Origin of the sequence: Aliikangiella coralliicola (assembly GCF_007004725.1) — a bacterium.
Classification (GTDB): Bacteria; Pseudomonadota; Gammaproteobacteria; order Enterobacterales; family Kangiellaceae; genus Aliikangiella; species Aliikangiella coralliicola.
On sequence record NZ_ML660164.1, the window covers coordinates 430,585 to 443,983 of the forward strand.

Genomic DNA, 13,399 nt, shown 5'->3' on the forward strand with positions numbered 1-13,399 from the left:
TTGGATTAAAAATTAATGAGTGCAAAACCTTTACTTCACCAGCTCGTTGAATCATTACAGTGTTTACCTGGAGTTGGAAAAAAGTCAGCTCAACGTATGGCTTATCAACTTCTTGAACGTAATCGAAACGGTGCTTTGCGTTTGGCCGATGTGTTACAAGAGTCGATGCGAAGCATCGGCAATTGTGAAATGTGTCGTGATTATACTGAAACGAGGTTGTGCACCATTTGTTCTAATGAGAAACGTGACGCGCAAATGTTGTGTATTGTTGAGTCTCCGGCGGATATTGCAGCGATTGAATCAACCGCTGGTTACTCTGGACGTTATTTCGTTTTGATGGGGAACTTATCGCCTTTAGATGGTATTGGACCTGACGAAATTGGTTTGACATCGCTGGCGCGGCTTGTTTCTGAACAACAATGCCAGGAAGTTATTATTGCGACCTCTGCGACGGTAGAAGGGGAGGCGACCGCTCATTATATTAAAGCGATGCTCACTAATATTGATCGCGTAGAAGGGAGTGAACCAATCAGAGTCACTCGTTTGGCGCAAGGTGTTCCAATTGGTGGAGAGCTCGGTTATATTGACCAATCAACACTGTCGCTGTCACTGGCCAATCGACAAGATATTTAATTACTAAACATTTAGATAGTAAACATTTAAGTGCTAAACAGAAGCGCTATTGCCAAAAAACTAGTGACTTTACTCCTCGAATTGGACTCTGTAAATAAATCTGCGCTTCCGCTAATTACTCAGTTCGCCTCGTAAATTTAACTGCATTTTTTGTTTTATCTGTTCGACAGTGCAATTACTACTAAGTAAGTAACTTAACTTCGTTAATGTGGCTTCAGGGGTCATATCGTAGCCACTAACAATACCGATGTCTAAGAGTCTATGGCCGGTTTCGTAGCCTTTCATATCGACTGCACCTTTATAACATTGGGTACAGTTAACAATAACGACACCGTTATCGGAGGCCTGTTTTAGTAAACGCAATAATTCTCCGTCGCTACAGGGCGCATTACCCATCCCGTAAGTCATCAGAACCAATCCTTTGATCGAAGTTGAAAGCACACTTTCAAGCAGCTCCGCAGGGAAACCAGGAAACAACGATAAAATAACGACTTTAGGTGGAATTATTTTCTGGATTTTAAGCTTTTGCGCTGGTTCGGTTAACAGTAGCTCGTCACGCACGGTTATTTTTGTGCCCACCTCAGCAATTGCCGGAAAGTTCGGTGATTGAAAAGCGTGGAAACCACTCGCATCTAATTTTCGTGAACGATTACCGCGGTAAAGTCGATTGTGAAAGTAGAGACCTACTTCAGGAATGTCGTAGTTACCAGCTAAAATAAGCGAAGTAATTAAGTTGTCTCTGGCGTCAGTTCGCATTTGTGACCAGGGGATTTGCGAGCCAGTGACGATGACGGGTTTTGACAAGTCTTCCAGCATAAATGAAAGTGCTGAAGCGGTATAGGCCATAGTGTCGGTTCCGTGAAGTACCACAAAACCATCAAACTCATCGAAACGTGATTTAATGTCTTGAGAGATCCTGTACCAGTCCTCAGGTGTAATATTGGAGGAATCTATCAAGTTATCATATTCGTGCACTTCGATATTCGGCATATCAGGTGAGTCGAACTCCGGCAGTGATGAAATTTGTTCTGAAAAATAACCTGATTCAGGAACAAAGCCTTTATCACTGGGTTTCATACCGATTGTTCCGCCAGTGTAGGCGACATACACTTTCTTATTATTCATAACTTCTGCTGATTATCCGCGGTTTGTGTTGGAGTTCTGTATTCGAGTTTTGCGTTCGAGATCTGAAATCTAATACTTCTAAAGAAGGCTAAGCATAATCTAAAGCGAATTTGAAAACAAAAAAAAGCGGTGTAAACACCGCTTTTTTATCAATATTTTTGATGGTTATTGAAAGCTACAGAAGCAATTGGCATAGGCATGTTTTGGATCATTCCAAATATCAAGCTCTCTTAAAGAAGCATTAATCTGCTCAAGCATTTTGCTTTTCAACCCTGGCTGTTTCGGCGCGTTAACATAACCGGCGAGCTGTTCTTTGGCGTCGCCGTTGCCAAAAAGCTCAGTCAACAAACGCTCTTGTTCGGAAAGTTTTCTTTTAACGTACCAGGTATCATATTTTTCAATACCAGCGAGCGCGGCAGCTGACTTAACGGCATCATTAAGTGATCCAAGTTGGTCAACCAAACCAAGCTTATGGGCCTGAGCGCCCGACCAGACTCGCCCTTGTGCGACGGCATCGACTTGATCACGACTCATGCCACGGCCTTCGCCAACGATTTGCAGAAACTTCTCGTAGCCTGCGTCAATGCCGGTTTGAATGATATCTGCAACATCCTGGCTCAGTGGTAACCCGGTATCGACAGGGTTCGAGTACTTGGTTGTACCTACGCCGTCGCGGAAGATTCCATATTTGTTAAGTGGCTTCTCAAAGGTCGGAAGCATACCGAAAATGCCAATTGACCCTGTAATTGTGGAAGGACGAGCCCAAATTTCATCGGCAGTAGCTGAAATCCAGTAACCGCCGGAAGCTGCAACATCCCCCATGGAAGCAACCACTTTTATTCCATCTTGCTGGGCTTTTACCAACTCTTCACGAATGATTTCTGAAGCAAAAGCGCTACCGCCGCCACTGTCTACCCGTAATACAATCGCTTTAACCTTGTCGTTTAAACGCGCTTTTCGGATTAAATTAGAAACAGTATCGCCACCAATACTGCCTTCTTTTTGGTTACCGTTAACAATGGTACCTTTCGCAATAATGACGGCAACCTTATCAGTTCTGGGATTGACATATGGGAAAGGTCCACGGATGGCCTTTAAGTAGGATTTATGAGAAATTTGTTTAAAACTTCTTAAGTCATCGTCTTTGCCGACCAGATCAATCATATAATCTCGAAATTCGATTCGGCTCATCAATTTGTCGACAAACCCTTTTTCCAGGGCCAATTTCGCAGAGTCGCCTTTGTAAGTACTAAGTGATTCTTTGTAATCATTGATATAAGCGGATATGTCATCAACCTCTAAAGAGCGGTGAGTGGCAATATTTTGAGTAAAGTCGCCCCATAAATCGCCTAACCAGGCTTTATTCGCTTCTTTCGCTTCCTCTGACATATTGTCTCGAATATAAGGTTCTACGGCTGATTTATAAGTACCTACTTTAAATACGTGGACATTGACGCCAACTAAATCCAATAACGACTTGAAATAGGTGCCAATACGAGAAAAGCCAGTCAGGAATACGCCGCCCTGATGTCCCATATAAACTTCGTCCGCTAGTGAAGCAAAGTAATATTGCCCCTGTGTGTAGTTATCGTCATAGGCAATGACTTTTTTACCGCTTTCTTTAAAGTCTTTGATTGCTACTGCCAAATCTTGCAGTTTTGTAACACCACTTCCCCAAAGGTATCGTGTCGAAATCACGAGCGTGGTAATTCGATTGTCATCCTTAGCATTTTCAATCGCGTCAATTAAGTCATAAAGTGAAGTTTCCGGTGGCTCTTCTCTGCCGGTCGCTTCCTGAGTTGCGACTTCGATGGGATCGCGGTAGGTTAGTTGTTCAACAATATATCCCTGAGGTTGCAGTACCAGTGCCACCCCTTTTTCAACGGAGGGCTTGTCGCCGGTACTGGCGATCATTGCGATCATCCAGAACAACAGTAGAAAAAATACCAGGTTCAAAATAATTTTACGGGTTAGATCCAGCCCGTACCACAAATTCTTAATCAGCTTAGTCATCGTATTCCTTAATAGTAAATTCAATAGATTTAAGCACTTACGCCGCACCGTATATATTTTAAACTAAGCTACTCTCAAGTGTTAGTACAAATCACCAATAATAGACCATGAGCGCCGGTGTAGTGTATATCCTATTGAAATATAAGGTTTTATTTAGTTTTTTAAAGTGTTAACAGATTTTTCTTGGCGATGTTTTCACTCAGAATGGTTTAATGTCACTCTAAGGATTCCATCAACTGGTCTAATCTGTTATAAATAAGGCCCAATTCGAGCCAATGTTAAGTGGAAAGTACTCAATGTCAGAAAACCAACATTATAAAGCACTCTTTGAGCCGTTAGAGATACATCAGCATACATTGCCTAATCGGGTGATTATGGGGTCCATGCATACGGGGCTTGAAGAAATGCGTGGTGGTTTTGACAAATTGGCCCAATATTACAAAGAAAGAGCCGAGGGTGGTGTTGGCTTAATTGTGACCGGAGGAATTGCCCCAAATCTTGCAGGCCGCGTTTCGCCGTTAGGTAGTCAGCTGAGCTTTTTCTGGCAAGTCGCTAAACATCGAAAAATTACCGATGCCGTTCACTCTGTCGGTGGAAAAATAGCGATGCAAATTCTTCATACAGGGCGTTACGCTTATCACCCGTTTTCGGTGGCACCTTCGGCGATTAAAGCGCCAATCACTCCTTTTAAACCAAAAGCGCTCAGTGAAAGAGGTATTCAAAAAACGATTCGTGATTTTGTTAATTGTGCAAAAAAAGCACAACAAGCTGGTTACGATGGTGTTGAAGTAATGGGGTCTGAAGGTTATCTAATTAATCAGTTTATCGTGAGTAAAACCAACAAACGAAATGATCGCTGGGGCGGTAGTTTTGAAAATAGAATTCGGCTGGCGATAGAAATTGTAAAAAGTATTCGGCGTGAGACTGGTGATAATTTTATCATTATTTTCCGTTTATCAATGTTAGATTTAGTCGAGAAGGGAAGCAATTGGGAAGAGGTCGTCAAACTGGGTCAGGCAATTGAAGAAGCAGGTGCGTCAATCATTAATACCGGCATTGGCTGGCATGAAGCGCGGGTACCAACGATCGCCACTTCAGTGCCAAGGGCTAACTTTGTCTGGGTGACTGAAAAAATCAAACCGCATATTAAAATTCCGGTAGTTACCACCAATCGAATTAACACACCTGATGTTGCCAATTCAATTATTGAGCAGGGCAAAAGCGACATGGTTTCTATGGCGAGGCCTTTTTTAGCTGATCCTGATTTTATGAAAAAAGCAAAGGCTGGTCAGGCGGAAAAAATTAATACGTGCATCGCTTGTAACCAGGCATGTCTTGATCATATTTTTGAGCATAAACGCGTTACCTGTCTGGTTAATCCACGTGCCTGTTATGAGACCGAGCTCAATTTTGAAAAAGCACAGAATACAAAAAAACTTGCGGTAGTTGGCGCAGGACCTGCAGGATTATCTTTTGCGACTTATGCGGCAGAAAGAGGTCACCAGGTTACTTTGTTTGACGCTGCTGATAAAATCGGCGGGCAACTTAATGTTGCTAATCAAATTCCGGGCAAAGAAGAATTTTATGAAACTATTCGATATTTTAAACAACGAATAGAAGATACTGGTGTAAAACTAGAACTCGAAACTTTTGTGGAAAGTCAGCAACTCGGTAGTGCCGATTTTGATGAAATTGTAATCGCTACAGGAATTGAACCCCGACTGCCACCAATTGATGGTGTAGAGCACGAAAAAGTTCTTAACTATTTAGACGTTTTAAAATTTAAAAAGGATGTTGGTCGTAAAGTCGCTATTGTCGGTGCCGGTGGAATTGGATTTGACGTTGCTGAATATTTGACTCATTCCGGTGATTCTCTCACAGAAAGACCTGGCGCCTGGGCCAATGAATGGAAAGTCGATTTGAACTATGAAAATCGTGGCGGCTTACTCGCAAAAGCGAATATTGAAGAATCTCCCAGAGAGGTTTACCTTTTACAAAGAAAGACTTCTAAACTAGGAGCCGGTCTGGGAAAAACAACGGGCTGGATTCATCGAAGCAGTTTAAAAAATAAAAATGTAAAAACATTGAACGGTGTTGAATATGTCAAAATCAGCGATCAGGGTTTGCATATTAATGTGAAGGACAAGCCTGAGTGTTTGGAAGTAGATAATGTGATTATTTGTGCTGGACAAACACCTTTACGTAAACTTTACGATGAATTGGCTGCGCAATCAAAACCCGTTCATTTAATCGGTGGTGCTGATGTCGCGGCGGAACTTGACGCAAAAAGGGCCATTCGTCAAGGTGCAGAACTCGCCGCAAAAATCTGATTTTTGTGAAATAATTAACAATAAAGGGGCACTTGCCCCTTTTTTAGTTAGCTTTCCGCTAAAAGTAACGCCGTTAATGACAATTTATTTTTAAATATTAATGAGAGAAGTGGATTCCACTGCTATATTTAGATTAGATATTCAGGAAACATCTTAATTGATTTAGGTGTAAATGCATGCTGATCTATAAAGGTTTTATTGGGCAAATTGATTATGACAGTGAAACACATCGACTGGTTGGGGAGGTAGTTAACTCAGTTGACTTGTTAGAATTTGACGGTAATAGTGCCGAAGAAATCAAACTCAATTTTCAGCGATGTGTTGATGAATATTTAGACTTTCAAAAAGAAATGATAGGAGTGAGTCCAACACCTTTTGTTGGTAATTTTACCATCTGCTTGTCGACGGATAAACAGGATAAAGTAATTAAAGCCGCGCAAAGTCAGGGAGAGAGTGTTTCCCACTGGTTGAACCGACGCGTAGATTCTTATTTAAGTAGATACTTCTCAAAAAAAATAGCTTAGTTCAGCTGCGAAACTTCGATAAGTACTCGTTTAATTTGTATCGAGCCGATAATTTTCATTAATAGTAATTCTGTTGGTTATTGGCAGGTTGTTGCTTTTTTGAACAGTTGTTAATTTTTTATTTTGATAAAACCGCTAAAGCCACTTCAAGATCTAATTTATTTTAGTCACGCCAGAGTCGAGAAAGATAATATCAGCGCAAGACAATAAGATTAGTTCTGTTATACTTTTGTTTTTACTCATTGTTCAAAAATTATTCCAGTGTCAGAGTTTGATAAAGTTCAGTTTCGCGAGATAGACGCGGCCCATGAAGGGCAGCGCATTGACAATTATCTCTTTAGTCAATTAAAAGGTGTGCCTAAAAGCCGCGTATATCGTATTCTTCGTAAAGGTGAAGTGCGAGTTAACAAAAAGCGGGTTAAAGCAGAATATAAACTACAAAACGGTGATAGCCTCAGAATTCCGCCAATTAAAGTTGCCGAGAAAACTGCGGATGAAAATATCCACAAATTTGAGCGAGTCAAAGAACTTGAAGCGCAAATCCTTCATGAAACCAATCAATATATTTTACTAAACAAACCATCAGGAATGGCTGTTCACGGTGGCAGCGGATTATCTTTTGGCGTTATTGAGGCGTTAAGAGCGCTGAGGCCGAAAGAAAAATTTTTGGAACTCGTTCATCGACTGGATCGAGACACATCTGGTTGCTTATTGATTGCGAAACGGCGGAGTTACCTGACTCATTTTCATGAATTGCTTCGTACCAAAAAAATGCGCAAAGAATACATCGCGATAGTTTGTGGCGACTGGGACAATCATCAAAACCGTGTAACCGCGCCATTAAAGAAAAATCAGCCAAAATCTGGGGAAAGATATGTGACCGTCGACAATGAAGGTAAAGCTTCTGAAACCGGATTTAAATGTTTGAAAAGGTTTGGCGACTATAGTCTGATAAAAGCTATGCCAATGACTGGAAGAACTCATCAAATTAGAGTCCACGCACAATTTGCAGGTTGTCCTTTATTAGGTGATGATAAATATAGCGAAACGAATGAACATCGTGAGTTATTAGGTTCATTGAAATTGAAAACATTTTTACTGCATGCTCAAAAGTTATCATTCACGACACCAGACTCTGATAAAATAGTCACTTTCGAAGCGCCGCTTTCACAAACTTTTGAGAATACCATTGAGTATTTGAGGCAGAGAAAATAGCAATGAGTGTTTTAAGAAATCGTTATTCCTTTATTATTTTTGACTGGGATGGAACCTTAATGGATTCCACCGGGCGAATTGTGTCTTCGATGCAGTCAACAGCAAAAATAGCAGACTTACCTATTCCTAGTGAAGAGTCAGTAAAGTCAATCATTGGGCTGAGTATGGACGCGGTAATGGATACTATGTTTCCTTCTGCCAATGGTTCTTTAAGAGAAAAACTATTCGAAATTTATCGCCATCAATATGTTGAGGGCGATGATACACCATCTCCATTATTTCAAGGTTCGCTACCGTTATTAAACTGGTTAAAACAAATTAATATTCCTATCGCCGTGGCAACGGGAAAGGCTCGTCATGGGTTAACTCGTGTGCTCAACGAAGTTAATTTAATCGACTTTTTCGATCACACTATTTGTGCTGATGAGGCAGAGTCAAAACCGCACCCGGAAATGGTCGAAAGACTTGTTGTTGACGCGAATAAATCAAAGCAGGAAACGCTGGTCATTGGCGATAGCATTCACGATATGAAAATGGCGAATAATGCTGGTGTCGATGCTGTTGCGGTGACTAGCGGTGCCAACCAGTCTGAACAGTTGAGTGAGCACAACCCCGTATCGATATTGCCCCGAGTGTGTGATCTTCGCCAGTGGTTAGAGCAGTGATAGGCTTTCTTTGTCGCAGCAACGAAAGAATGCTTGTTAAACAAATTATCCTCGCTAATGAGTGAACGTACTAGCGCCGCGATTAAGCTCGTTTTCTCGATAGCGCTAGTTGCTTTGATTACAGTATTTGCAAAAAGCACACTTAAGCAAGTGAGCTTTTTCACTTTTATCTGGTTGCAATTATTATCGGCGAGCATCGCCATGATAATTTATACATTTATTCTCAAAAAAGAAAAATTTCCTAAAAATCTCCCACGACAGGTGTGGCTAATTATTTTGGGCATTGGTGTACTAAACTTTGCCATTGTTCGAACAATATTTATCTATGCTCTTGACGTATTGCCAGTGAACACTCATGCCTACATCATGAACTTTGTCGGCATTGTGACTATGGTTTTGAGTGCCTTGTTGTTGCGTGAAAGGCCAGGCTTTGTTCAGATTGTTGGTGCTGTCATTGCGCTAGTTGGTATTCGTTTTTATTTTTATCAGTTACCAGGCGGAAATGAAATCGAAGGGATTATTTGGCTTTCCATTGCTGTGTTGTGTTTAGCGGCAACTAACATATTAATGAGGCAGTTACATTTACTTGAGACACAATATGTTTCCAATAATATGGTGGCCACTTTATCAATCTGCGTAGGCGCTTTTCCATTAGTCATTTTGGGGGCAATCATTGATTACCCGTTACCTTCAATTGGCGCGAGAGACTGGCTTGTCATTATTCTAAACGGACTAATTGCCATAGGTCTGGTGATGGTTGTTTTTAATCAAGTGATGAAAGTATTAAGGGCGTATGAGGCGAGCATACTAGCGACTAGCGGTGTTATTTTTACTGCAATATTTGCGATGCCGATATTGGGTGATTATTTAGAGCTTCATGAAATAGTTGGTGTGTTATTAATGATTACCGGCATTGCTTTAGTTCAATTTTACAAAAATGTGAAGTGATATTGTTTCACTAAATTTTCGGTTCTATGTCTTAAGTTCAATGTTGAATTTCGCAAGACGAAACCAATCTATGTTGTCTAAATAAGTATTCCTAAAGACTGTCGAGGTAAACGGCTCTTGTCATCTCGGCTGCGCTCGAGATGACGGTTACGAATAGGGAGAGGGAAACTGCCTACAGGTTAGAAATACTTATTTAGATTAAAAGTCGACTAATGGGTTTAAGTTGCACCGATCGAATAACAAACAAAGTTCAATTAGGGGAAGCCCTTCCAGGGAAGTTGGATCGTCGCTCTGAACTTTTTCAAATAAAGTTGCACCTCTAGATTCAATCTTAAAACTGCCTGCGCAATCGTAAGGTTTATCATGCTGAAGATATTCGGTTATTTTTTGTTGATTGAGTGTTTTAAAGTGAACTGAAGTTTTGCTTTCTTTATAGTGACAAACATTCTCAGAAATATTGACTAGAGCGAGCCCTGTCCTAAATAATACTTGTTTACCTGAAAAACTTATTAGCTGTTGTAATGCTTTGTCAAAGTTTCCAGGTTTACCAAGCATTTTACCTTCGAATTCCGCAATTTGATCCGAGCCGATCACCCAACTACTTTCGTGCTCATTAGCAATTATGTTAGCTTTTTCAATACTGAGTCGTTTCACGTAATCTTCAGGTCTTTCTTTGTTTTGCTGACTCTCATCAATTTCCGGCGCTATGGCGCTAAAATTAGTGTTCAGTCTCGATAATAAATTAGCCCGGTACTTCGAACTGGATGCGAGTATTAATTTTTGAGTCATGATTATTTCACTTAATTGTTATCGTTGTTAGCCGCTCAATTTCTCTGGTTCTTTTCCTTTGAAGAACCCTGATTCTGTCTTTGCCAAAGACTTGCGTACATGCCTTGCTTGTCTAGCAGTTCTTGATGGCTGCCAGACTCGACAAGTTGCCCGTCTTCTAAAACCAGAATAACATCGGCGTTGACTATGGTTGATAATCGATGAGCAATCACCAAACTGGTGTAGTGACCGGAAATTTCTTCAATGGCTTCCAAAATAGCAGCCTCTGAATGACTGTCCAGCGAAGAGGTGGCTTCATCAAAAATCATTATCGGCGGTCGCTTTAATAAAGCGCGAGCGATGGCGACTCTTTGTTTTTCGCCGCCGGATAATTTTAATCCTCGCTCTCCAACCAGAGTGTCTGAGCCGTTGGGTAACTGAGAGATAAACTCATCCAGATGCGCCAGATTTATGGCATTTTGAACTTCAGAGTCGTCAGCGTCTGGGTTGCCATAACGAATGTTTTCAAATATAGAGTCGTTGAATAACACTGTGTCTTGAGGAACAATACCAATCGCCTGTCTCAAAGAACCTTGAGTCACATCTTTGATATTTTGGCCACCAATTAAAATTTTACCTTCAGTAGGGTCGTAAAATCTCAGTAGCAAACGGGCTACCGTTGATTTGCCTGCGCCACTACCACCGACAATTGCGACAGTTTGTTTTGACTCTATGGTAAAGTTGAGTCCTTTTAATATTTCTCGATCTGGCTGGTAGCCAAAACGAAGATCGATGAATTCTATTTTATTATTCTCTGAGGTTGAATCATCCAGCTGAAGAGATGCCGCGTTTTGCTGGTCTTCTACCTTGGGTTTCGTGGCCAGTAATCCGAACATCTGCTCAATATTGACCAACGCCGCACGAATTTCTCGATAAACGAAACCAAGGAAATTCAGCGGCATAAAGAGTTGCATCATAAAAGCATTAACCAATACAAAATCGCCGACGGTCATCTGATTGTCAGAAACACGATCTGCCGCCAGATACAATAAAGCTGCAATCGCGGTGCTGATGATAAATGCCTGTCCGCTGTTGAGCGCAAATAAACTGAGCCTGTTTTTTAATTTGGCTTTTTCCCAGGTGCTAAGATCTTTGTCGTAACGGTTAGATTCGTAGTTTTCATTAGTAAAAAATTTCACGGTTTCGTAGTTGAGCAGACTGTCAATTGCCCGGGTGCTACTTGCCGAATCAGCATCGTTTGCTGCACGAATATATTTATTTCGCCAGTTTGTGATGATCACTGAAAAGGTAATATAAACTGCGACCGATAAAAAGGTTAATACACCGAAAATCATTCCATAGTTAGTAAGCAGTATACCGATGACCAATGATATTTCGATGAGCGTCGGCACTATGTTAAACACCATAAAACGCATCAAGAAATTGATGCCATGTGTGCCACGCTCGATATCTCTGGCTAATCCACCGGTGCGGCGATTAAGGTGAAAATTGACATCCAACGCGTGTAAATGCTGAAATACTTTTAAGCTAATGCGGCGAATTGCGCGCTCTGTCACTCGGCTAAAAAGTGTGTCTCTTAACTCACTAAAGACCGAGTTGGCGAAGCGAAGTAGTCCGTAGGCAACTACCAGGGCTGTCGGTGTCAAGACCCACAAAGGTAAAGAGGAGAAAGTCTCGGTATTTGCGGCAATCTTATCTGTCGCGCTCAATGAGTCAACGATTTCCTTTAAAATAAAAGGCAATATAACAGTTGATAATTTTGCCAAAACCAAACAAATTAGCGCCAGAATTATGCGCGATTTAAATTCGCCCAGGTAAGGTAATAGCTGTTTAAGAATTGACCATTTTATGGTGACTTGTTGATCGACGACCTGACCGCTACTTCTCATTGAATTGCGTACCTTGAAAGGTGATTAATTATCTTATGCTAGAATAAGCTCACCGATTAGAAGGTGCAATTAAAAAAGCATTAGTGATAGACAATCGGTACTTAAACAGATATTTTCCAAACTTAACCGTATCACCTGAGTAACCACCATGACCGAACAAGCTCTACATTCTGTTAGAGAAGATTATGATCGATTTATCGATGAAGCCATTGCGACTGAAATTATTTGGGGGCTTAGTCACGAAGACGGATGGGCGAGTTGTGAGTCTCACGATTTTGAAGGGCGATCGGTTATCCCTTTTTGGTCTGATGAGAAAAATGCAGCAGCTGCCTGTTGTGATGACTGGCAGGACTATAAACCTACACCTCTTCGAATGGATGAGTTTATTGATGACTGGTTACACGGTATGCATGAAGATGAAGTGTTAGCAGGCATTAATTGGAATCGAGAATTAGTTGGGGTAGAAATAGAACCGTTAATGCTGATCGAAGATTTATTGGAAGGTGAATGAGCGTTGAGACATTAAAAAACAGGCCATTAAAAACGATCGGCTTGTTAGGTGGTATGAGTTGGGAGAGCACTCAAACCTATTATCGAATAATTAATCAGGAAATTCGGCAGCGTCTCGGCAAGATGCATTCGGCGCAAATTGCTTTATTTAGTGTCGACTTTGAATTGATTGAACAGTGTCAGAGGCAGGGCAATTGGACTGAGGCGGGCAATATACTGGCTGATAGTGCGAAAAAGGTTGAGGCATCCGGGGCTGATTGCTTACTGATTTGTACCAATACCATGCATAAAGTATATCAACAGGTAGAAGAGGCGATTAGTATTCCTTTATTACATATTGCGGATACAACAGGAAAATGCTTAATAGATCAGGGCGTTACCAAGGTGGGGCTGCTCGGAACAGCGTTTACTATGGAACAGGACTTTTACAAACAGCGACTTAGCGAAACATTTAACTTACAAGTTCTTATTCCTGACCAGTTAGACCGACAGCTGGTTCATCGAGTTATTTATGAAGAGTTATGCCTGGGTGTCATTAGTGAGGCTTCAAGGAACCAGTATCGCAATATTATCAATAAGTTAGCTGAACAGGGAGCAGAGGCGATCATATTGGGATGTACCGAAATAGGCTTGTTGATTTCCACTGAAGATGTGGATATCCCAATTTATGACACGACGGAGATCCATGCACTCGCTGCAGTTGATTTTGCCCTGGAGTGACTTTTTAGTTGTAGATGCCTTAATTGAATCGCTGAAAC

Annotated in this window: 12 protein-coding genes; 8 read left to right on the forward strand and 4 right to left on the reverse strand. The window is 41.2% G+C overall.

What is annotated here, in order from left to right; genetic code table 11:
• Positions 1-15: 15 nt before the first annotated feature.
• Positions 16-633, forward strand: coding sequence for a recombination mediator RecR (gene recR, locus FLL46_RS13075; protein ID WP_142894050.1), 618 nt, complete (start codon positions 16-18; stop codon positions 631-633).
• A gap of 111 nt (positions 634-744) precedes the next feature.
• On the opposite strand, the gene ansA is transcribed toward recR, so the two are convergent.
• Both ansA and sppA read right to left on the reverse strand, forming a co-directional pair.
• A complete protein-coding gene (gene ansA / locus FLL46_RS13080; RefSeq protein ID WP_142894052.1) occupies positions 745-1,758 on the reverse strand; it encodes an asparaginase in 1,014 nt (337 codons plus the stop codon).
• Positions 1,759-1,923: 165 nt separating this feature from the next.
• A complete protein-coding gene (gene sppA, locus FLL46_RS13085) occupies positions 1,924-3,771 on the reverse strand; it encodes a signal peptide peptidase SppA (RefSeq protein ID WP_142894054.1) in 1,848 nt (615 codons plus the stop codon).
• A gap of 296 nt (positions 3,772-4,067) precedes the next feature.
• Here sppA and FLL46_RS13090 point away from each other — a divergent pair, with 296 nt between their 5' ends.
• The 5 genes from FLL46_RS13090 (at position 4,068) to FLL46_RS13110 (ending at position 9,453) form a co-directional block, all read left to right on the forward strand.
• Positions 4,068-6,101 carry an NADPH-dependent 2,4-dienoyl-CoA reductase gene (locus FLL46_RS13090; RefSeq protein ID WP_142894055.1) on the forward strand — a complete coding sequence of 678 codons (2,034 nt, stop codon included), beginning with the start codon at positions 4,068-4,070 and terminating at the stop codon, positions 6,099-6,101.
• Between the two features lie 176 nt (positions 6,102-6,277).
• Positions 6,278-6,625, forward strand: coding sequence for a hypothetical protein (locus FLL46_RS13095; protein ID WP_142894057.1), 348 nt, complete (start codon positions 6,278-6,280; stop codon positions 6,623-6,625).
• A gap of 261 nt (positions 6,626-6,886) precedes the next feature.
• Positions 6,887-7,840: a 23S rRNA pseudouridine(955/2504/2580) synthase RluC gene (gene rluC, locus FLL46_RS13100; protein ID WP_210418693.1), complete on the forward strand. Its 954-nt coding sequence runs from the start codon at positions 6,887-6,889 to the stop codon at positions 7,838-7,840.
• 2 nt (positions 7,841-7,842) lie between these two features.
• Positions 7,843-8,505, forward strand: coding sequence for an HAD family hydrolase (locus FLL46_RS13105; RefSeq protein WP_142894062.1), 663 nt, complete (start codon positions 7,843-7,845; stop codon positions 8,503-8,505).
• Positions 8,506-8,562: 57 nt separating this feature from the next.
• The gene (locus FLL46_RS13110; protein WP_142894064.1) at positions 8,563-9,453 is read left to right on the forward strand and encodes a DMT family transporter; all 891 of its coding nucleotides are present in this window, start codon (positions 8,563-8,565) and stop codon (positions 9,451-9,453) included.
• Between the two features lie 198 nt (positions 9,454-9,651).
• Here FLL46_RS13110 and FLL46_RS13115 read toward each other — a convergent pair whose 3' ends face one another.
• Together FLL46_RS13115 and FLL46_RS13120 are read right to left on the reverse strand one after the other, a co-directional pair.
• Entirely contained in the window at positions 9,652-10,242 is a 591-nt protein-coding gene (locus FLL46_RS13115; RefSeq protein WP_142894066.1) for a Maf family protein, read from the reverse strand.
• Between the two features lie 35 nt (positions 10,243-10,277).
• Entirely contained in the window at positions 10,278-12,131 is a 1,854-nt protein-coding gene (locus FLL46_RS13120; RefSeq protein WP_142894068.1) for an ABCB family ABC transporter ATP-binding protein/permease, read from the reverse strand.
• A gap of 148 nt (positions 12,132-12,279) precedes the next feature.
• Between FLL46_RS13120 and FLL46_RS13125 the strand changes: the two genes are divergently transcribed.
• Positions 12,280-12,642 (forward strand): DUF2750 domain-containing protein, encoded by a 363-nt coding sequence (locus FLL46_RS13125; RefSeq protein ID WP_142894070.1) that lies wholly within the window; start codon positions 12,280-12,282, stop codon positions 12,640-12,642.
• A complete protein-coding gene (locus FLL46_RS13130) occupies positions 12,639-13,361 on the forward strand; it encodes an aspartate/glutamate racemase family protein (RefSeq protein ID WP_142894072.1) in 723 nt (240 codons plus the stop codon). Before FLL46_RS13125 ends, FLL46_RS13130 begins: the two co-directional genes overlap by 4 nt.
• The last annotated feature ends 38 nt before the right edge of the window (positions 13,362-13,399 follow it).